This is a genomic window from Trueperella pyogenes (genome assembly GCF_001070855.1).
In the GTDB taxonomy this organism is placed as follows: Bacteria; Actinomycetota; Actinomycetes; order Actinomycetales; family Actinomycetaceae; genus Pauljensenia; species Pauljensenia pyogenes_A.
The window spans coordinates 171,293-192,007 of the sequence record NZ_JVLH01000009.1 but is presented as its reverse complement, the minus strand read 5'-3'; the positions used below and the strand labels follow the sequence as shown (position 1 = coordinate 192,007).

General features: G+C 56.4%; 21 protein-coding genes. 13 read left to right on the top strand and 8 right to left on the bottom strand.

Features of this window, described 5'->3' with window-relative positions; all coding sequences use genetic code 11:
* Positions 1-3: 3 nt before the first annotated feature.
* Both ADG72_RS04275 and ndk read left to right on the top strand, forming a co-directional pair.
* Complete coding sequence (locus ADG72_RS04275; protein WP_048712520.1) at positions 4-669, top strand: hypothetical protein; 666 nt, start codon at positions 4-6, stop codon at positions 667-669.
* A gap of 299 nt (positions 670-968) precedes the next feature.
* Positions 969-1,439 (top strand): nucleoside-diphosphate kinase, encoded by a 471-nt coding sequence (ndk, locus tag ADG72_RS04270; RefSeq protein ID WP_048712518.1) that lies wholly within the window; start codon positions 969-971, stop codon positions 1,437-1,439.
* Here ndk and ADG72_RS04265 read toward each other — a convergent pair.
* The 5 genes from ADG72_RS04265 to ADG72_RS04245 are packed head-to-tail and all read right to left on the bottom strand — an operon-like array spanning position 1,436 to position 5,218.
* A complete protein-coding gene (locus ADG72_RS04265; RefSeq protein ID WP_048712517.1) occupies positions 1,436-2,002 on the bottom strand; it encodes a YbaK/EbsC family protein in 567 nt (188 codons plus the stop codon). The two genes, ndk and ADG72_RS04265, sit on opposite strands and share 4 nt — an antisense overlap.
* The gene (mobA, locus tag ADG72_RS04260) at positions 1,995-2,648 is read right to left on the bottom strand and encodes a molybdenum cofactor guanylyltransferase (protein ID WP_048712514.1); all 654 of its coding nucleotides are present in this window, start codon (positions 2,646-2,648) and stop codon (positions 1,995-1,997) included. Before mobA ends, ADG72_RS04265 begins: the two co-directional genes overlap by 8 nt.
* Positions 2,627-3,112 (bottom strand): cyclic pyranopterin monophosphate synthase MoaC, encoded by a 486-nt coding sequence (moaC, locus tag ADG72_RS04255; protein WP_048712505.1) that lies wholly within the window; start codon positions 3,110-3,112, stop codon positions 2,627-2,629. The genes mobA and moaC overlap by 22 nt, the downstream gene beginning before the upstream one ends.
* 47 nt (positions 3,113-3,159) lie before the next feature.
* Positions 3,160-4,410, bottom strand: a complete 1,251-nt coding sequence (gene glp / locus ADG72_RS04250; protein ID WP_048712503.1) for a gephyrin-like molybdotransferase Glp — start codon at positions 4,408-4,410, stop codon at positions 3,160-3,162.
* A 49-nt stretch (positions 4,411-4,459) separates the two neighbouring features.
* On the bottom strand, positions 4,460-5,218 hold the full coding sequence (locus ADG72_RS04245; protein WP_048712502.1) for a HesA/MoeB/ThiF family protein: 759 nt from the start codon (positions 5,216-5,218) through the stop codon (positions 4,460-4,462).
* A 40-nt stretch (positions 5,219-5,258) separates the two neighbouring features.
* On the opposite strand from ADG72_RS04245, the gene ADG72_RS04240 reads away from it, so the two are divergent.
* Entirely contained in the window at positions 5,259-5,684 is a 426-nt protein-coding gene (locus tag ADG72_RS04240) for a molybdenum cofactor biosynthesis protein MoaE (RefSeq protein ID WP_239667656.1), read from the top strand.
* 14 nt (positions 5,685-5,698) lie between these two features.
* Here ADG72_RS04240 and ADG72_RS04235 read toward each other — a convergent pair whose 3' ends face one another.
* From ADG72_RS04235 to ADG72_RS04225, 3 genes are read right to left on the bottom strand one after another with little or no spacing between them, the layout of a single operon-like run.
* Entirely contained in the window at positions 5,699-6,001 is a 303-nt protein-coding gene (locus tag ADG72_RS04235; protein WP_048712499.1) for a MoaD/ThiS family protein, read from the bottom strand.
* 8 nt (positions 6,002-6,009) lie between these two features.
* Positions 6,010-7,020, bottom strand: a complete 1,011-nt coding sequence (moaA, locus tag ADG72_RS04230) for a GTP 3',8-cyclase MoaA (RefSeq protein WP_048712498.1) — start codon at positions 7,018-7,020, stop codon at positions 6,010-6,012.
* Between the two features lie 4 nt (positions 7,021-7,024).
* On the bottom strand, positions 7,025-7,594 hold the full coding sequence (locus ADG72_RS04225; protein ID WP_048712495.1) for a MogA/MoaB family molybdenum cofactor biosynthesis protein: 570 nt from the start codon (positions 7,592-7,594) through the stop codon (positions 7,025-7,027).
* Positions 7,595-7,758: 164 nt separating this feature from the next.
* On the opposite strand from ADG72_RS04225, the gene ADG72_RS04220 reads away from it, so the two are divergent.
* From ADG72_RS04220 to ADG72_RS04175, 10 genes are all read left to right on the top strand, one after another.
* Complete coding sequence (locus tag ADG72_RS04220; RefSeq protein ID WP_048713037.1) at positions 7,759-9,129, top strand: nitrate/nitrite transporter; 1,371 nt, start codon at positions 7,759-7,761, stop codon at positions 9,127-9,129.
* 191 nt (positions 9,130-9,320) lie between these two features.
* Positions 9,321-13,025, top strand: coding sequence for a nitrate reductase subunit alpha (locus ADG72_RS04215; RefSeq protein ID WP_048712494.1), 3,705 nt, complete (start codon positions 9,321-9,323; stop codon positions 13,023-13,025).
* Positions 13,026-13,062: 37 nt separating this feature from the next.
* Positions 13,063-14,577 carry a nitrate reductase subunit beta gene (gene narH / locus ADG72_RS04210; RefSeq protein WP_048712492.1) on the top strand — a complete coding sequence of 505 codons (1,515 nt, stop codon included), beginning with the start codon at positions 13,063-13,065 and terminating at the stop codon, positions 14,575-14,577.
* A complete protein-coding gene (gene narJ / locus ADG72_RS04205; RefSeq protein WP_048712489.1) occupies positions 14,574-15,311 on the top strand; it encodes a nitrate reductase molybdenum cofactor assembly chaperone in 738 nt (245 codons plus the stop codon). The genes narH and narJ overlap by 4 nt, the downstream gene beginning before the upstream one ends.
* A gap of 8 nt (positions 15,312-15,319) precedes the next feature.
* A complete protein-coding gene (gene narI / locus ADG72_RS04200; RefSeq protein ID WP_048712488.1) occupies positions 15,320-16,108 on the top strand; it encodes a respiratory nitrate reductase subunit gamma in 789 nt (262 codons plus the stop codon).
* Positions 16,109-16,307: 199 nt separating this feature from the next.
* On the top strand, positions 16,308-16,571 hold the full coding sequence (locus tag ADG72_RS04195; RefSeq protein WP_048712487.1) for a SemiSWEET family transporter: 264 nt from the start codon (positions 16,308-16,310) through the stop codon (positions 16,569-16,571).
* Between the two features lie 411 nt (positions 16,572-16,982).
* Complete coding sequence (locus ADG72_RS04190; RefSeq protein WP_239667655.1) at positions 16,983-17,693, top strand: helix-turn-helix transcriptional regulator; 711 nt, start codon at positions 16,983-16,985, stop codon at positions 17,691-17,693.
* 90 nt (positions 17,694-17,783) lie between these two features.
* Positions 17,784-18,200, top strand: a complete 417-nt coding sequence (locus ADG72_RS04185; protein ID WP_048712484.1) for a TOBE domain-containing protein — start codon at positions 17,784-17,786, stop codon at positions 18,198-18,200.
* Positions 18,197-19,021 carry a molybdate ABC transporter substrate-binding protein gene (gene modA, locus ADG72_RS04180; protein ID WP_048712474.1) on the top strand — a complete coding sequence of 275 codons (825 nt, stop codon included), beginning with the start codon at positions 18,197-18,199 and terminating at the stop codon, positions 19,019-19,021. Before ADG72_RS04185 ends, modA begins: the two co-directional genes overlap by 4 nt.
* A gap of 40 nt (positions 19,022-19,061) precedes the next feature.
* Positions 19,062-20,714 (top strand): ABC transporter permease, encoded by a 1,653-nt coding sequence (locus ADG72_RS04175; protein ID WP_048712472.1) that lies wholly within the window; start codon positions 19,062-19,064, stop codon positions 20,712-20,714.
* The last annotated feature ends 1 nt before the right edge of the window (position 20,715 follow it).

Genomic DNA, 20,715 nt, shown 5'->3' with positions numbered 1-20,715 from the left:
AGAATGAGCACGCAGATTACAAAAGAGTTGGGATTCTCGACCTACGTTTTCGTTGAAAGACTGGGAAAGAACGCCGCAATTCTTCATCCCTTCCCCGAATACAACATTTCTTTAGTCGCGCAGGCGCTTCAAGAGGCGGGACTGCCCATCAAAATCATGGGCGAGCATGCCCCCGAACGCGGTGAAGGAATCTACTTCCAAGAGGATGCTTTCCCGGATGAATTCTTGGGGATTCTTGCTGATGCCTTGAGTGTCCGGGGCATTGGTGCCTACGCATATTGCCTTGTCGATGGCTCAATGGGGGACTTGGATCTTCATCTTTTCACGCGTGTCGGTGAGAGTTTCCCGCGTGCTGGCAAGAAGGTTGTGCTGATGCGCCTCTACCTTGGGCGTTCCAGCGAGGGGCCTGCCGCAACGACCTGGATTTTTGGTTCCCCATCCGATCTGGAAGAAGTCAACCGTCTTCTGGGAGAAAAGTACGATACTCAGCCAGTTTCCGACCCTGCCGGATTCGCGGCGATCGAAATTAAGCACCCTGAGTTTTCCGCGGGATTGCTGGAACCATCGCAGATTATGGATGATATTTTCCAAACTCTTGGTCGTCATGGTTATGAAGGCCCAGCATTTGTAGAAGATCGTTTTTCTCAGCAAAATGGCGCGAATTTATAAGTGGATGTAGATGCTCTGGTAGCGAAGTTGACACTTCGTAAAATTCGTTCAGAAAAGTCCCAGTAAACGCGCGTTTTTCTTGCAGTAAGACTTCATAAACTATCTGCATCAGACAACGAGTGACGAGAGTTGCTCGTATCTCTCCGGAAGACTTTCTGGGAAGACTGCTCTGTGTTGATGGGATAACGAAAAAGGACTGACCACGGCGGTCAGTCCTTTTTCGTTTGTCATGTAGGGCTATGACTTTCGACCCATCGCCGGTTATGCTGAAGCATCCTCACTCAAGCAAAGGAGATTTTGTGAGCGCCAATTCCGTTCTGATTACACGTCAGCACCTGTTGGATCCCTCGTTGGAACACACCCTTATTTTGGTGAAGCCAGACGGTTATGCCCGTGGTCTGACCGGTGAAATCCTTCGTCGCATCGAAGCAAAGGGCTACATCATCAAGGGCCTGAAGCTTATGGTTGCCTCGCGTGAACTTCTTGCGGAGCACTACCGTGACCATGCGGGCAAGCCTTTCTTTGAAGGGCTTCTTGATTTCATGAGTGCGGGTCCGCTGGTTGCCATCATTGTTGAAGGCCAGCGCGTCATCGAAGGCATGCGCACCATGATGGGATCAACGGATCCGACAACTGCGCCTGCCGGTACGATTCGCGGCGACTTGGGTCGCGCATGGGACACCCCGAACATGGAGAACATCATCCACGGGTCGGATTGCGCAGAGTCTGCCCTTCGTGAGATTCAGATTTGGTTCCCTGAAATCGACTAAAACCCAAGGCCCTCCACGATTTCGACGCCGGGAAGCGCAGCAAGGAGCTCTCCGGGAACAAAGAGCTTTGAGCGGCGCAGTCCCGAGCCGATGCAGGACCATCCCTGCACGCAACGCGAATCGATCAACAGTCGCCAGGCCTCGGGGATGCCAAGCGGAGTGATCCCTCCGTATTCCATCCCCGAGGCCTCGACTGCGCGTTCTTGCGGCCAAAACGAGGCTTTTCGTACGTCGAGAAGTTTCTTCACCACGTGATTCACATCAGCGTTGGTCGTTGCGCGCACAACACACGCTGCGATTCTTTCTTCACCCGCGCGCTTGCCCGCAACCAAAATACAATTCGAAGACAGTGCAAGATCCATCCCGAAAGCCTGGGTGAGAACTTCCGTATCAGCCAGTTCCGGGTCAATTTCACTTACTTGCGCTAACGAGGCCACCGCGGGGTTGGCCGCTTCGAGCGCCGTGAGCGCACGCGCGACTGGCTCAGCCACAAGGTTGAGGTGCTCCAGAGCTGGAAGCGTCTCTAAACTCCCCGAACCGGGAATTTCAATCGATTCACTCACGTGAGCTTTCTCCTTCTATGCAAAGCTCCCCGTCCATTGCGTATGTCTGCGCGCGCTGCAAATCAACGGGTGTATCGATATCTGCGACCCACGATTCTGGGACCTCGACATCAATCGTGTCGAGGTCTTCCAATAGGGCGCGCATCGAACGATTTACCCACTGGGAAACCGTGAACTTGCGGACTGCATCCAACGAAAATACGCCGATCAAGTTCTGTCGGTGTCCCGCTGCGCATGCGAGCACACCATCTACGCGACGTCCCTGAGAAATCGACTCTTCCACGGCCTCGAGAAGGAGGGGAAAAGTCAGGGTGGCCAAGGGTGCGTCAACGGGAACAAGGCCAATCCAGCGAGACGGGGTGTCCTCGGGGAGAACTTTAAGAAGTGCCTGAACGCCTGCAATAAAGCCGGCGGCGGGGCCAGAGCGTGGCGGCTCCTCCATGACGCGGATAACGTCGCGTGGAACTGTGACGGTCTCAGGCACCACGCATACGTGAGGAATCCCGGGCTCAGAGGCGAGTGCCCACTCAAGCGCACGTCGGCCTCGGACCACGAGGTCGGGCTTTGATGCCCCTCCCAGCCGCTGTCCGGTCCCCCCGCCGAGGATCACTAATCCACTGAGTGCTAGGCGCTGGGGCGAGTCCATGTTCCGCTCCGACCGCCGCTTTTCTCTTCGACATAGCACTCACGAATCGCAAGCAATTTGTCGATGCCCTTCACCATGTCGATGATGGTCAGTGCGGCGACGGTTACGGCGGTCAGAGCTTCCATTTCGATACCCGTTCGATCTGCGGTTCGAACGGTCGAACGGATCTCCACCCCGTCTTCGGCCAATGACAAATCGACCGCGCAGTAATGAACGGCGATCGGGTGTGCCAGGGGGAGCAACTCGGGAGTGCGCTTCGAGGCCTGAATTCCCGCAATTCGTGCGACTGCAAGAGCGTCGCCCTTGGGGACCGAGTCATCGCGGAGGGCCGCCATGATTTTTGGTGAGCACTCGACGAAGCCGCGTGCTCGCGCCTGACGCACGGTCGGTGTTTTCGCCGTGATATCAACCATGTGTGCTTCACCGCGCTCGGTGAGGTGAGTGAATGGACTGGTTTCGCTCATGTCTAGCCTTTCGGCGCTCGTTTGACGGGAAGAGAATGGGAAAGTGATCAGACTCGAACCGCAGTCAGGATCGACCAGGGTTCAACCGAAGTGACATCTTCGGGGACGATTGCCAGCGCGTTCACCGAGTGCAAAGAGGCAACGAGGTGAGAACGCGAACCCAACCTGTGTGTCGGAACCACAATCGGAGTCTGTTCTGGGCCATCGGGTTCAGAAAGAATGACCGGTACAAACTGGCGCTTGCCTTCGGGGGAAATCCAGCCGTTGGGTGTGGTGACGACGATGGGACGCAGTAGTTCGCGCCCGTTGAGACCGGTGAATTCGGCCAGAACTGGGCGAACAAACATATGGAAAGAGACGAAGACCGATACCGGGTTGCCCGGCAGAGTCGCCAAGTAGACATCGCGACCGTCACTTGCTTGAAGGACGCCAAAGCCCTGTGGCTTCCCGGGCTGCATTGCGACGCGAACGAAGTCCACTCCCTTGCCCAAGCCAACTTCCTTAACGACGTCGTAGGCCCCGGCACTGACGCCTCCCGAGGTGATGATGAGGTCAGCGACCTCACCTGCCTGGCGCAAAACTTCAGCAAAGTGAGCTGGGTCGTCATTGGAGCGGAAAATTCCCGTGACTTGGGCACCTGCACGGCGAGCCAGCGCAGCGATCATCACGGAGTTTGAATCGGGAATCTGAGCGCCCTTGAGGTCTTCGCCCGGTGCACGCAGCTCGTCACCCGTTGAGACGATGGCGATGCGGGGGGTGGGGTAGACCTTCACGCTTGCATAACCAACCGATACTGCCGAGGCGATGGCTGCGGGCGTGAGAACGTCACCGGCATGCAAAATGACGTCTCCGGGCGTGCAGTCCTCGCCCTGACGGCGCACGTGAGCGCCGACCTTTGCAGGGGCGTAGATGCTGATGCTTTCGGGGAGGGGATGGGGACCGGGTTCTTCGGAGGTATGCTCCACGGGAACGATGGTGTTTGCGCCCTCGGGAATTCGAGCGCCCGTCATGATTCGCCATGAGGTTCCGGGTTCAAGAACGTGGGACTCGTTATCTCCTGCCGCGATGTCGCCAGCGACCGCGATGGTGACGGGGTTCTCAGGGGAGGCCTCGAGATCGTGATCGAGGTGAAGTGCGTAGCCATCCATTCCCGAATTTGAGAAAGGTGGGACTGCAAAGCGCGCGACAAGATCATCGACCAGGACGTGATCAAGTGCCTGATCAATGGGAAGCTCAACGGGGGAGAGGGGGTGAACGCGTCCCAAGATGGAGTTCAAATAGTCTTCAAGAAGTTGCATCGTAGTCTCCTTCGCGCGGTCCACATGGGGCCATGGCTCAGTTTATGGCTTATTCGATCGGTTCGGGGGTGGCTTCGGCGGGAGTCACTGAGGGAACTTTTGCGGGGGTGGTTCGAGGCCGGAACGGGACGACGTTCCAGCGACCTGCGGCGGTGTCAACAATGAGCAGGCGCCCGATTAAGGGCTCACCAACTCCGGTGACCCACTTCAGACATTCTGTGGCGAGGACCGATCCCCCCTGCCCGCAGACGGCTCCCAGAACGCCGACGGTTTTTGAACTCATTGTTTCGACGGTGGGGGGTTCAGGATAGATATCGCGAAGAGTCAGGCCATCGGTGAAAAGCGAGGCCTGGAAGGACATTGATACCAAAGTGCCCCACATGTGCGGGCGCCCAACGCGTGCGCACGTATCTGAAATCGCGTATTTTGCGGTGAAATTGTCTGTTGCGTCGACAATGAAGTCGTAGGCCGCAACGGTCTCATCGCTCTGACTATCAATAATCTTTGGTTCGATGTTGACCTGGATATCGGGGTTGAGAGCAAGGACGGTCATCTTGGCAGATTCGGCCTTATTCATGCCCAAGCGTGCGACGCCGTGAATGACTTGTCGCTGGAGGTTAGACTCCTCCAGATTGTCTGGGTCAGAGATACCGATTGTCCCAATCCCCGCTGCCGCCAGATAGGCCAAGACGGGTGATCCCAGGCCGCCGGCGCCGACAACAAGGACCTTAGCAGCGCGGATCTTTTCGATGCCGCTCTCACCGATTCCGGGGATACGAGCGGTCATAATGTCTCGCTGCGCTACCATGTCTGTGTCCCTCCACGACCATTTAAATAAGGGGAGTCCCGTGATTATTGATACCGATATTGTCTCTGTTCCAACGGAGATGTGCTCGGGGGAAGTACCCCTTATTCCAGCTCATTCCGGTGCGCGCGTCGTCTTTGAGGGTGTTGTTCGCGATCATGACGGTGGTGAAGGCGTTCACTACTTGGAATACTCCGCTCACCCTGCGGCCGCCAAGTTCCTTCGCGCAAGTGTTGAGAAATCACTAGAGGTACTTGGAAATCCTGAGGTAGATGGCATTTACGTCCGTCATCGTGTGGGACACCTAGAAATTGGGGACGTCGCACTTCTTGTTGTCGTCGATAGTGCCCATCGAAAGGAAGCCTTCGCGCTGTGCGGTCAAATTGTCGACGACATTAAAGCCAGTGTACCGATCTGGAAAGATCAGTATTTCAGTGATGGTCACAATGAGTGGAGCAATACTCCGTGACCAGATTGTGGGTCTCAGCCACCTGCAAAAGGCGGAAGGACGTCAAGGCGAATCCCACTGCGATCGGCCACAGAGGTCACGGCCTCGTCGCTCAGGGATGAAGCGCCCAGGGCTTGGGCAAGAGTTGCTTGAGCGTCAACAAGTTCTTCGTTCACCAGGAAGGACGAGGCCGCCAGAAGATCGTCGATATCGCGGTCAGTTGAGCGACGAACAAGGTCGACGACTGTCTCATTTGAGTCGTCCGCAACCTCGATCACTGCGCTTTCTGTGCCTACTGCAGCGCTCGCGGCAGCGAAATAACGGATCGTGATCCTCATGGGGACTTTCAACCTCCAATTTTTGACATGGAATAGGACTGGGGGACCGGAGCAAGAAGCTGGTGGCCAGCGGGTTTAGCCCACATGGCATCCTTCCACAGCTCGGCTAATTCTTCATCGCTTGCACCCGCGCGCATGGGAGTGTGTAGGTCAACACTGTCCACACTGAACAGACAGGAATAGATCTTTCCATCTGCACTCAGGCGAGTTCGGGTGCACGAGGCGCAGAAGGGAGACGTCATTGAGGCGATCACGCCGATGATGCCTCCCGGATGGGTGTCGCTGGGAGCAACTGACCAACGGCGCGCTGGTTCTGAGGCAGCGGTAATGACATCGGTGAGCTCGAAGGATTCGCGAAGAACACGCTGGATGTCATGCGCAGTTGGGCGGGAAGAGAACGAGGCAGCCAACGGGCCGATTGGCATGAATTCGATGGCGCGCCACTGATAGCCGCGCTCTAAGGCGAAGGTCACTAAGGCGGGGATTTCCGCCAGGGACTGCTGATCGACGACGACAGTGTTGAGTTTGACGGTTCCGGGAAGTGCGGATGCATCGACCGCATCGAGGCCGCGAAGGACATCGCTTGAGCGTTTGCGGCGCGAAAGCTCAGCAAAACGGACCGGATCCAAACTGTCGATGGATACATTGAGGCGTTGAAGACCGGCGTCTACCAGGGAATCGATGACGCGATCAAGGCCAATACCATTCGTTGTCAAGGCCAAGTCCGGCTCAACCCCCGCGTCTTCGAAGCCCTCGCGAACGGCCTCGACAATCTGGGGAAGATCGGGGCGCAATAAGGGTTCGCCGCCGGTGATGCGCGCCTGGGTGACGCCAAGGGTTGCGGCGATTTTAGCCAAGCGGCGGAACTCTTCAGGACGCAAAAGGTCGCTGCGCTTCAGCCAGTCCGTCACCTTTTCGGGCAGGCAATACACGCAGCGAAGATTGCATCGATCGGTGACCGAGATCCGCAAATCTGTGGCCGTTCGACCGAAGGTGTCCAGAAGAAGAGGTTCGTACATCAAATCAGTCAGTAACCAAGTCAAGCTGTTCAAGAATGTGAGGGACAAGTGGGCCAATTACGCTAATCGTGTCCTTCACGCCTCCGCGTGAACCCGGTGCGTTCACGATGAAGCATGGGGTCTCACCCTGGCGACTGACACCGACAAGACCGCGAGACAGGGAGGCAAGAGGTGTATTGGCCAGGCCGACCTGCGCAATCTGCATGGCGATCGCGTCCATACGTGCGTCCAGAAGGGGAGCGGTTGCTTCGGGAGTAAGGTCACGATCCGTAACGCCGGTTCCACCGGTGGTCACGATCACGCGCGCGCCCTTAGCCATTGCATCAAGGATCGCATTTCGTACAGAAGCAATGCCATCGGGGACAACACGAACCTGTTCGACAATAACGCCCCAATCAGCCAAAAGAGCAGCAGCTAGCGGTCCTGATTTATCTTCAGTTTCTCCGCGGAAGCAGCGATCCGAAGCGGTAATTACCGCACCTGCGACAGTCCCTTCCATTTTTTGCAAACCCTTCTGCTGAATTTTCGCATGGGGGTCGGGACGTACCGGCTGAGCGTCAGAGGTATTACGCAAAACAAACCTCCCGAAATAGGACCTTAAATGGCGTTTTTTCAGTTGACAGGAATCGACGTTCTTGCAAGCGTTTTCGCGAAATTTCGCGCAATTCTCAATTAGAACGAGTTGTCCCTTATATATTAGCGACAAGTATGCGTTTAGGTAGGAAAGGGAGAGTGTCAATGACTACCTCACATGCTGCATCATCAGCCGCGCCCGCGGAAAAACAAGCCAGTAAATATGTCCTTCAGGATTGGGAGCCGAATAACCCCGAAAAGTGGGATTCGAAGCTTGCGTGGAGGACGCTGACCATCACCACATACTCGCTCATTCTGGGCTTCTGTGTGTGGTTCCTGCCAAGTGCCATCGCACCCAAGCTGACGCTTCTTGGATTTAACCTCAGTGCTTCTCAGCTCTACTGGTTGACCGCATTGCCCGGTTTGGCTGCAGGCCTTCTGCGTCTGGTCTACATGTTCCTGCCTCCGCTGATCGGAACACGCAAGATGGTGGGCATCACCTCACTGCTCTTCCTGATCCCCATGTTGGGCTGGTTCTACGCTGTCCAGGACAACACCACCCCCTACTGGGTCCTGCTGACCCTGGCCTTCATGTGTGGCATCGGCAGCGGCGCGTTCTCCGGCTACATGCCCTCCACCGGCTACTTCTTCCCCAAGCGCCTCTCCGGCACGGCCCTCGGCCTGCAGGGCGGCATCGGTAACCTCGGTATGTCCGTCATCCAGCTGGTCGGCCCGATTCTCATGGGATTTGGTCTTTTCGGTATGACGTGGCTGGCTCCCCAGACTCAGGTCGGCGAGCACGCCGGCGAGCAGATCTGGGTGTACAACGCCGCAATCTTCTTCGTCCCGTGGTGCGTCATCGCCGCGATCCTTGCCTTCATCTACCTGCGTGATGTTCCGGTCAAGGCCAACATCAAGCAGCAGCTGGATATCTTCTCGAACCCGAACACCTGGTACATGACCATTCTCTACGTCATGACCTTCGGTCTGTTCTCCGGATTCTCTGCAGTCTTCGGCCTGCTCATTAACAACCAGTTCGGTCGTGCCTCCTCGATCGGCCTGCCCGTCCTGGGCGCGACCTTCGCCTTCCTCGGCCCGCTCATCGGTTCGCTTATCCGTATGTCGTGGGGTCCCTTCTGCGACCGCATGGGTGGTGCAATCTGGACCTTCATCTCGGGCGTTGGTATGGCCATCACCCTCGGCGGTATTGCGTGGGTTCTCTACAACCCCAAGGGCTGGACTGATTTCTACATCTTCATAGCGCTCATGCTGCTCATGTTCCTGTTCTCCGGCTTCGGTAACGCAGGTACCTTCAAGCAGATGCCCATGATCATGCCCGCGCGTCAAGCAGGTGGTGCCATTGGCTTCACCTCCGCGATAGCTTCTCTTGGCCCCTTCTTGGTCGGCGTTGCCCTTTCGGCAGTCGGCGCGAAGGGTGCATGGACCTTCTTCCTGGGATGCGCAATCTTCTGCCTCCTGGCCTCGGCACTGTGCTGGCGCCAGTACGCACGCAAGGGCGCACCCTTCCCGGGCTGATCGCTCACCGATCCTTCGGGAGTGGCGGACCCCGTTTCTCTCCCCGAGTTCGCCACCCCTGAACTTCATAACTTCACGAGCTGGCCGCATCGCGCGGCTAGCACCCGCATCGAGCGGAATGTCCCGCTCGGATACCAACCGTGACACAGCCTCGGACAATCTCGAGGCCTTGCCGATGAGGAAGCACCACAATGATTGACCACAAACTTCTGACCCTGGGCGGCCGACTTCGCCGCGGCCAGGTCAGTGCTGATGCCCGCCAGATGTTCCTGGTCGGCGGCCGCGAGGCCGATGCCTTTTACCGTCAGCGCTTTAGCCACGATCGCGTCGTTCGTTCTACTCACGGCGTGAACTGCACGGGTTCCTGCTCCTGGAAGGTGTACGTTAAGGACGGAATCATCACCTGGGAATCGCAGCAGGTTGATTACCCTTCGACCGGCCCGGATATGCCCGACTACGAGCCTCGTGGATGCCCGCGTGGTGCGGCCTTCTCTTGGTACGAGTACTCGCCGACGCGTATTCGCCACCCCTACGTCCGTTCAGCGCTGCTTGAGCCCTATCGCGAGGCCAAGGCTCGCCTGGGTGATCCCGTTGAAGCATGGCGCGCAGTCACTTCCGACCCCGAAATTTCCCGCGCATACAAGCGTGCCCGTGGTAAGGGCGGCTTGGTCCGTACGACCTGGGAAGAAGCAATGGAAATTGTTGCGGCAGCGAATGTTGCGACCATTGCCGACTGGGGCCCGGACCGCATCGCCGGCTTCTCGGTGCTTCCCGCAATGTCGATGGTTTCCTTCGGCGCGGGTGCCCGCTACCTTCAGCTCATTGGTGGCGTGAACCTCTCCTTCTACGACTGGTACGCAGACCTTCCCGTTGCCTCGCCTCAGGTTTTCGGCGATCAGACCGACGTTCCCGAGGCTGGCGACTGGTACAACTCGCAGTACCTCATCGTGTGGGGTTCAAACCTGCCGCTGACCCGTACCCCCGATGCCCACTTCATGACCGAGGCTCGCTACCACGGCCAGAAGGTCGTTTCGGTTGCCCCCGACTACTCGGACAACACGAAGTTTGCCGATGAGTGGCTTCGCGTGAACCCCGGTACCGACGGCGCTCTTGCAATGGCCATGGGCCACGTGATCCTCAAGGAATTCCACGTCGAGCACCCGACCGAGCGCTTCCAGGACTACATGCTCCGCTACACGGACTCGCCCTTCCTTCTGGAATTGGACGAGACCCCCGAGGGCCTGGTTCCCGGCAAGTTCCTCTCCGTCGCCGACGTTCCCGAGGCCGTGGATGAGGAAACCCGTAACCGTCCGAACCCCGAATTCCGCTTCCTTGTCATGGATAAGTCTGGCGCTGTGCGTGACCCGCGCGGTACCTTGGCTGATCGCTACACCGATGAAGGCAAGGGCAAGTGGAACCTCACCATGGAGGGTGTCGACGCACGTCTGTCCCTCTACGACGAAGGTTGCGAGGCCGTTGAGGTCAACCTTCCGCGATTCGACTTGGTCGCAGACCAGGCTCCGACCGCGGCGGTTGGAGCTGGCGTTGTGACCCGAGGCGTCCCGGTTCGTCGCGTCGGTGGCAAGCTTGTCACCACCGTGTATGACCTCATGCTTGCTCAGTATGGTGTTCCTCGCCAGGGTCTTCCCGGTGTGTGGCCGACCGACTACACCGACGCCTCGACCCCTGGAACTCCCGCATGGCAGGAAGAACTCACCGGCGTTTCCGCTAACGCGGCAATCCGTATTGGCCGCGAATTTGCGCAGAACGCGATCGATTCAAACGGTCGCTCACAGATCATCTTCGGTGCGGGTGTCAACCACTACTACCACGCTGACCAGATCTACCGCACGATGCTGGCTCTGACCACCTTCTGTGGAACTCAGGGTGTTAACGGCGGCGGATGGGCACACTACGTCGGCCAGGAAAAGGTTCGTCCTTTGACCGGCTGGACCCAGTTCTCCTTCGCCCTTGACTGGCAGCGTCCCGCACGCCAGATGATCGCGACCGGTTTCTGGTACCTCACCACCGACCAGTGGCGTTACGACGGTCTGGGCGCTCAGCGTCTGGCTTCGCCTCTGGGTGGCCAGACTTTCGGTGACCAGTCGGTTGCCGACACCTTGGTCGAGGCTTCCCAGCGCGGCTGGATGCCCACCTTCCCCTCTTTCGACCGTTCTTCCCTAGAACTGGGACGTGCAGCTGAAGAAGCGGGCGTGAGTGTTGGCGAGTACATCTCGGGCCAGCTGACCGAAGGCTCCTTGAAGTTCGCGTGCGAAGATCCCGATAACCCGGTGAACTTCCCGCGTATCCTCTTCAACTGGCGTACGAACCTGCTGGGTTCCTCCGCTAAGGGTGCTGAGTTCTTCATGCGCCACATGCTGGGCGCAGATGATGATGTTCAGGCTGCCGAACTGGAAGCTGGAGATCGTCCCAAGTCGATGGTGTGGCGTGACGCCCCTGCCGATGGCAAGCTCGACCTCATGGTCACCGCGGACTTCCGCAACACCACGACCACCCTGCACTCGGATGTCATTCTTCCCGCGGCCACCTGGTACGAGAAGTACGATCTCTCCAGCACGGATATGCACCCCTACGTGCACACCTTCAATGCTGCGATCAACCCGCCGTGGGATGCGCGTACCGACTATGAACTCTTCCAGGATCTCTCTGCCTACGTGTCGAAGATGGCCGAGGTTCACCTGCCTGAGCCCATGCAGGACGTCATTGCAGCTCCGCTCACTCACGATACGCCTGACGAACTGCTGACCCCCCACGGTCGCGTTGCGCCTCGTGAAGAAATTGGCTGGGTTCCCGGTGTGAACATGCCCAAGCTCATCCCTGTTCTTCGCGATTACCGCACGATTTCCGACAAGTACAACACCGTCGGCCCGCTCATCGAGAAGGCTGGAATGGCAACGAAGGGCGTCGCTTTCAACGCTCAGAAGGAAATCGACGAGTTCGTCGCGATGGAAGGAACGCTGGATACCTTTATGGGACCGCGTCCGCGAATGGACACCGACAAGCGAGCATGCGAGTTCATCCTTCGCTTCTCGGGTACCACCAATGGCTCCTTGGCCACCCGTGGTTTTAAGACTCTGCAAGAGCGTGTTGGCACCGGAAATATGGCTGAAATGGCTGAAGGTGACGAAGAAAAGCACGTCACCTTCAAGGACGTTCAGGCTGCTCCGGTTTCGGTTGTGACCAGCCCCGAGTGGTCCGGTTCGGAACACGGTGGTCGTCGCTACACGGCGTTTAGCCAAAACATCGAGTACCACAAGCCGTGGCACACGCTTACCGGTCGTATGCACTACTACCTGGATCACGACTGGATGCAGGCGATGGGCGAGTCGCTCCCGACCTTCCGTCCCCCGCTGGACCTGCACCACCTCTTAGGTGAGGCTGCCCCCGGCACCATGAGTCGTGATGGCCGAGGCCAAGCCGAGGTCGCCGTCCGTTACCTGACCCCCCACAACAAGTGGGCAATTCACTCGCAGTACTTCGACAACCTGTACATGCTCACCCTTGGCCGAGGCGGCCAGACCGTGTGGATGAGCCCGCAGGACGCCGAGAAGATTGGCGTGCGCGATAACGAATGGATTGAAGCCCACAACCGTAATGGTGTGGTTTCGGCTCGCGCGGTTGTCTCGCACCGTATTCCTGAAGGAACCGTGTACATGCACCACGCTCAAGAGCGTGTTGCGAACACTCCTTTGAATGAATCGACCGGGCGTCGTGGTGGTTCGCACAACTCCCTGACGCGCATCTTCTTGAAGCCCTCGCACCTGATCGGTGGTTATGGCCAGTTCACCTACGCCTATAACTACGTCGGTCCGACGGGTAACCAACGCGATGAAGTCACCATGATTCGTCGCCGTAGCCAGGATGTGGAGTTCTGAGGGTTCGCCCCCAGACGTGAAGAGAGGGAATGAAACGATGAAGGTCATGAGTCAAGTTGTCATGGTGATGAACCTTGACAAGTGCATTGGCTGCCACACCTGTTCGGTGACGTGTAAGCAAGCGTGGACGAACCGCGAAGGTACCGAGTACATGTGGTTCAACAACGTTGAGACCCGCCCGGGTGTTGGCTATCCCCGCACTTGGGAAGATCAGGAACGTTGGAAGGGCGGATGGCGCCTGACCAAGTCAGGCAAGCTCGTTCCTCGCAGCGGTGGGCGTTTGAAGAAGCTCGCGACGATCTTCGCAAACCCCGATATGCCGGAAATTGATGACTACTACGAGCCCTGGACATACGACTACGATCGTCTGCTCCAGACACCCGCAGGCGCTAAGGCAATGCCGACGGCCCGTGCGCGCTCGCAGATGACCGGTAAGACCATCGATACCATCGAGTGGGGCCCGAACTGGGACGATAACTTGGGTGGTTCGCTTGAGACCATGCACGAGGACCCGACGCTGTCCAAGATGCAGTCTCTGGTTCAAACGAGCATTGAAGAAGCCTTCATGTTCTACCTGCCGCGTATCTGCAACCACTGCTTGAACCCCACCTGTGTGTCGGCCTGCCCCTCTGGCGCGATGTACAAGCGTGAAGAAGATGGCATTGTTCTGGTTGATCAGGATGCCTGCCGCGGTTGGCGTATGTGCGTCTCCGGATGCCCCTACAAGAAGGTCTACTTCAACCACTCAACCGGTAAGGCCGAGAAGTGCACGCTGTGCTACCCGCGTATCGAGGTTGGCGAGCCGACGATCTGCTCGGAAACCTGCGTTGGCCGTCTGCGCTACCTGGGTGTTGTCCTCTACGACGCTGATCGCGTGACTGAGGCTGCTTCCGTGAAGGATGAGCAGGAGCTCTACTACGCTCAGCGCGATCTGATCCTGGATCCCAACGATCCCGAGGTCATCGCTGCAGCCCAGACCTCTGGCATCCCGCGTTCCTTCATCGAGGCCGCGCAGAATTCCCCCGCCTACAAGCTGATTATCGACTACAAGCTGGCTCTTCCTCTGCACCCCGAATTCCGTACCCTCCCCATGGTGTGGTACATCCCGCCGCTCTCCCCGGTTGTGGATGCGGTGACCAAGTCGGGTGCCGATGGTGAAAACCACAAGATCCTGCTGACCGCACTGTCCACCATGCGTATTCCGCTGGAATACCTGGCAGGACTGTTCAGCGCTGGAGATACCCGCCCGGTTGAGCTGTCGCTCCGCCGCCTTGCCGCCATGCGTTCCTACATGCGTGACGTCAACATGGGTCAGCCCGTGGATCCCTCGATCCCCGAGTCCGTGGGCATGACCGAAGAAGAAGTTCTGGCCATGTACCGTCTGCTCTCGATCGCAAAGTACGAGGATCGCTACGTGATCCCGACCTCGCACCCCGAGGAAATGCGTACCCCGACCCCGTACCTGTGCCCTGTGGGCGAAGGTGCAGAGTCCGGCTGCGGTTCACACAAGGGCGGTAAGGTTCCTGTCTCGATTGGTCGGCGACCCGAATGAGTCAAAAGACCGCGACTTTCATTCCGACGCGTAACCCGGCTCCCGCGGTTCCAGTTGTGAACCAGAGCCGGGAGTCACGCGCCGCAACCTTCATGATCGCTGCTGCCCTTTTGGATTACCCGGGACAGGAATGGGATGAGATCCTCGCCCAGATTGACTCCTCTTTGGGGCAAGTCAGTGCCGAGGCCGCTGCGGAGTTTTCGCAGTTCCTTGAGTGGGCACGAGGCAAGTCGCGTCGTGAGGTCGAAGAGGCCTACGTTGAGACCTTTGACCAGAAGCGTCGCTGCTGCTTGGAGCTGACCTACTACGCTACGGGTGATACCCGCCAGCGCGGTATCGCTCTGACCATTGTTCGCGACCTCTACGCCGCCGTTGGCTGGCAGTTAGAAAACGATCAGTTGCCTGACTACCTTCCCAATATTTTGGAGTTGGCGGCGCGAACCGAAGGTGAAGAGCACGAGCTGGTTGAGGCTATGCTGTCCTCGCACCGCGAGGGAATTGAGATCCTTCATGCTGCATTGCTCTCCCTGTCCTCTCCTTGGGCACATGTGGTCGCTGCCTTGCGAATGGCTTTACCCGAGGTGGATGACGCTACATTCGCTCGCATGCAGACTTTGGTCCGTCAGGGTCCCCCGACCGAGATGGTCGGCATGGCTGATCGAAGCGAGCTGCCGTGGCCCACCATTCAAACCCCTTCTTCCCTTGTTTCGCCCGCGGGTGAGAACGAACTCTAAGGATTGCCATGAACCTTTTCCTCTGGGGAGTGCTTCCCTACATTTCTTTCACCCTCCTTATCGGCGGGTTGATTTGGCGTTATCGCACCGATCAGTACGGGTGGACCTCGCGTTCATCTCAGCTTAATGAAGGCCGCATCCTGCGCCTCTCGTCGCCCCTATTCCACTTCGGTATTCTGGGTGTTGCTGCCGGCCACGTCATGGGTCTGGTCATTCCTCAGTCCTGGACCGAGGCAATGGGTGTAAGCGAGCATGCCTACCACATGGTGGCCATCATCGGTGGTGGTATTGCCGGCCTGATGACGCTGGTTGGTCTGTTCGGACTCTTGTATCGACGTATTGTCAAGAAGTCGGTGCGTCTGGCAACTAGCCGCAATGACGTCTTCATGTACCTTCTCTTGACCTGCGCCATCCTCTTGGGAGCTGCGGCGACTTTGACGACGCAGATCTTGGGTAAGCCGGGTGGATACAACTACCGTGAGACGATCGCAGTGTGGTTCCGTTCGATTTTCACGCTCCAGCCTGATGTCTCTCTGATGACGGATGTCCCGCTCCAGTTCAAGCTGCACATTATTGCTGCCTTCATCCTTTTTGCCGCATGGCCTTTCACCCGTCTGGTGCACGTCGTTTCGGCTCCGATTGCCTATCCGACGCGTCCTTATGTTGTGTACCGCTCACGTCGATCAGCGACTTCTACTTCTCGTCCCGCACGAGGATGGACGCCGGTTCGAGGTGGTGCTGCAGGCCCCAAGGCTCAGAGTTTCCCAGAAGATGATGCTCCCTATCAGGGTGCTTGATCTGTGCTGATGTGATCTGGGGCCTGTATGTGCTGACCCGCGCATACAGGCCCCAGCATTTGAAACGTATGGCAGCTAGTGGTTGCCCGTGCACTAGAATGTCAACCAAGTCCCTGAAGACAAGGAGTAGCTGTGACTAACGGCGAGGTGAAAACCGGTCGATTCTCCTTTCTGATATAAAAACCCCAGGAGGTATTACATGTCTAAACAAAAAATTAATCGCTTTGTCGGATCTATTGGAGCTTTTATTGGGATCATTGTCTTTATTGCATATATTCCACAAATTATCGCTAACTTACAAGGAGAAAAAGCTCAACCATTCCAACCACTATTCGCAGCATTTTCTTGTTTAATTTGGGTAATCTATGGTTGGACAAAAGAACCTAAAAAAGACTGGATCCTCATCATTCCCAATGCAGCGGGAGTGATATTAGGCGGTTTAACTTTTATTACTTCTTTATAAAAATTAAATAAACAAAACCAGCAGCTTCATAAAATAGTTGCCGGTTATTTCTGCCGATTGCAAGCATTCTATTTGTTCGGGCGAACTATATTCAACAATATATATACCGAATTTAAATCTAAATTAACTAAATTAGATTTCATATACAAATAGACTAAAGTTCAATTTGGTACAAATGTGGCACAAATAAGACTTTTCGTAAAACCTGGTTTGACAAGAATAGCTTTCAATTAAAGTAAAAACAATGCAATATCTTCTGTTTTCGGAACTATATATACATATTGATTTTATAAAATATGAATCAATTTATTTTAAACAGGGGAATAGTTTAGTTCTGTAGAAATGTAATTTATACACTTACAAAGCTTATTCTGACAAACTTTATGACTGTTTATGGAAAAGGGGTAGAGATTGAACGGCATCGAATACATGATTACCCAGTTGGCGACCGCATCCCCGGCGCAGCGTAAGGTTCTGCACACCCTTACCGATATTGGTCGCGAAGCAACCGTTGTTGAAATCGCAGATCGTTTGGGAATCCATAAGAACTCGGTTCGTGAGACTCTTGTTCCTTTGGTCGAACAGGGCTTAGTTGTGCGTCGAACTCGCAATCCCGAAGGGCGAGGCCGCCCCGCGATGTACTACGAGATCGCGGTCATCGGGGATGCAGCGCGTCTTCAACGTCAGTCTTCGGAACTTCTTCTTGCCGCGGCCTCGGCAATGGCTCAAACTTCGGACGGCGGCGAACAGCTCGCTGACATCATGGGGCGGAATTGGGGGCAACAGTACGTTGATCTCATCCGCTCTTCCGGTGCGCTTGATGCCGCCCGTGATGACGAGGAAGCCCTGCTTTCGCTTCTTCGAGTTTTCCTTTCAACGCGCGGTTTCCGTGCGTTAAATGCAGAAGATGGCGGTCTGTCCATCCAATCCTGCCCCTACCTCAATATTGGCAACGATAAGATCCAAGGCATTGTGTGTCGGATGCACGGTGCCGCGATTCGGCAGATTGTTGAAGAGCTCAGTGATGGTGGCATGAGTATGACTCTGGTGCCCTTCGGCAATAGTTGTGGTTGCCAGGTTTTCTTTGAGGATATCCCGGTACGAAAGGCCTCGGGCGAATAATCTATTCGATGACTTGCCGCGTCTGCGGAGAAATTTGCATATTTTTGTCGATTAATTACAAAAAACGGCAAAATCCGTTAAAATTAATTCATGCCTTATTACAAAGTTTCGACTCTGGCGACTCTCCTTGGCGTCAGTGATGACACCGTTCGTCGCTGGCTTGATGATGGACTTGTGACTCGTGCAGAAAGCGCTGAGAACTCAGGACCGCTTCGTATCGATGGAGCATCGGTCGCGGCTTTGATTAATAGCCAACCTGATGTTCATCAGCTTGCTCTTGGGCAGGGCACTCAGTCTGTTCGTAACCACCTCCAGGGATTGGTTATTGCTGTTCACTCCGATCCGGTGATGAGCCAAGTCGATTTGCAGTGTGGTCCCTACCGTGTCGTTTCTTTGGTTTCGACCGAAAGCGTCCGCGAGTTGGGAATCGAAGTGGGTTCTATCGCCATGGCTCAAATCAAGGCAACAAACGTTTCTCTTCAGGTGCCAAATGGAGGAAACCTGTGAAGTACTCCAAGGAAATCGTCGCGCTAGCCGCGGCTAGCCTTCTTGCGCTTGCCGCTTGCTCAGGCGGAAACGGCGCATCTGCAGAGAAAACTGCAACGGCCGCGGCATCTGCTTCGACAGAAGCTGCAGCACCGGTCGAACTCAACGTTTTCGCGGCTGCTTCGCTCAATAAAGCATTCCCCGAGATTGCTGATACGGTCCTCAAGGAAAGTGATCCGAATATCAAGGTGACCTTCAACTTCCAGGGTTCATCCACCCTGGTTGACCAGATGAAGGAAGGCGCACCCGCCGATGTCTTCGCCTCTGCGGACCAGAAGAATATGACTAAGGCAACCGATGCGAAGCTTGTCGATACACCGAAACCCTTTGCATCTAATGTCCTGACACTGATTGTCCCCAAGGGAAATCCTGCCAAGATCACCGGTCTTGATTCTTCTCTTGATGGCAAGAAGCTCGTTGTCTGCGCGCAGGGCGTCCCTTGTGGCAATGCAACCAGGCAATTGGCCGAAAAGCTAGGCATCACCCTGAACCCTGTTTCTGAAGAACAGAAGGTAACGGACGTACGCGCCAAGGTTGAGAGCGGCGAAGCAGATGCGGGTCTGGTCTACACAACCGATGCCAAGGCTGCCGGAGATAAGGTCGAGATCGTTGAAATTCCCCGTGCGAATGAGGTTGTAAACTCGTACCCCATCGCTGCGACCATTTCTGCGAAGAACAAGGAAGCCGCGCAGAAGTTCATTGACGCTGTTCTTTCCGAAAAGGGACAGGCAGTGCTGAAGAAGTATGGCTTCTCGGAACCGACTTCCTCGGATAAGGGCTGAAATCGCCTTCCTTTACGTACGGTACTTTCGGAATAATCTTATGACGAATAAGCACAGGTATGCGGGGATCCCGCGTTGGATCGCACTCCCCGCAGCCTGTGCTGTTCTATTTCTTCTTGTTCCGTTCATTGCGCTTCTCATACGCATTGATTGGGTTCAATTTCCCCATCTATTTTCTCAAGCACTAAGTTCGCAGGCCCTTGCGCTCTCGCTGCGTACCTGTATTGCCTCGACCCTTGCCTGCATTATTGTCGGGCTTCCTTTAGCGCTGGTGTGTGCCAGGGCACGTGATACATGGTGGTCGCGAGTCCTGCGCTCCATGGTCACTTTGCCCATGGTTCTTCCTCCGGTTGTCGCGGGCTTGGCACTCTTGATCACCTGGGGTCGCCGAGGCCTGATCGGTGCCTATCTGCAAATCTTCGGCATCAATATTGCTTTCACGACGGTCGCGGTCGTTATGGCGCAGACCTTTGTGTCACTACCTTTCTTTGTTTCTTCACTTGAAGGTGCATTGCGCACTCGCGGTTTCAATGAGGAACGCGTTGCGAGTGGGTTGGGAGCCTCGCCTTCTCGAACACTGTGGTCTGTCACCCTGCCGCTGATGATCCCAGCTCTGGTGTCTTCGACGGCCTTGGCTTTCTCGCGTGCACTGGGGGAGTTTGGTGCAACTATTACTTTTGCGGGGTCTTTGGCTGGAGTAACCCGTACGCTTCCGTTGGAAATCTATCTTCAGCGCGAAGAGTCAACCGATATGGCCCTGATGCTGTCTGTCATCTTGGTCTTTGTTGCGCTTGTCCTGGTCGGCGGCGCTTCGGCCTTTTCGCAGTGGTGGTATTCGCGTCTCTTGAGCGGGACCTCCGCTGACGAGGCGAAAGCTCCTACGGCCTCGCGCTTGGCTACCGAGCATAGCCGCGGCCTCGGGAATAAGGATGGAGAGGCACAGGGCCAGCTTCCACGCGTGCCCGTCCCCGGCGTACGGATTGCTGGAACTCTTCCCGAGAGACATATCAACGTTGACCTCACCTGCCAAGGCGGTGTCGTCACGGCGTTGATGGGACATAACGGCGCGGGAAAGAGCACGCTCTTGTCGGTGCTTTCTGGTGCCCTCGATGCGCCGCAGATGACCTGCACCTGGCAGTGGCCAGATGGTATCTCAGGCCGCCAGCCGAAGATTGCAGTTTTAGAGCAGAAGCCCGTTTTGTTCCCCCATATGAGTCTGCTTGCCAATGTTGCCTTCCCCCTGCGTTGCGCCGGCATTTCCCCTGCCGAGGCCGAGGTGCGTGCGCGCGAAGCCCTAGAGTCTGTGGGTTTAGCAGGCTTGGAGCAGCGTCGTCCGGCTCAGGTGTCTGGTGGGCAAGCTCAGAGGACCGCTTTGGCTCGTGCGCTGGTTGTCGCTCCCGAGGTCTTGTTGCTTGATGAACCGATGGCGGCGCTCGATGTCGAGGCCGCACGTGGGCTGCGTGAGTTGATTGCGCAACGATTCCTTGGGCGAACTGTCATCATGGTGACACATCAGATTGAAGATGCTGCGGCACTCGATGCGCATATCATCGTCTTGAAGGGCGGCCGCTTGCTTCGCGAAGGGCTGTGGCGAGAATTGATCAACCAGTCGATATCGCACGCGGATGAGAGCGATTCGGCGCTGTTGGCAATGGGGCTGAGTGCATTGGAGAGGGCGCTCGGACAGGAGTAAA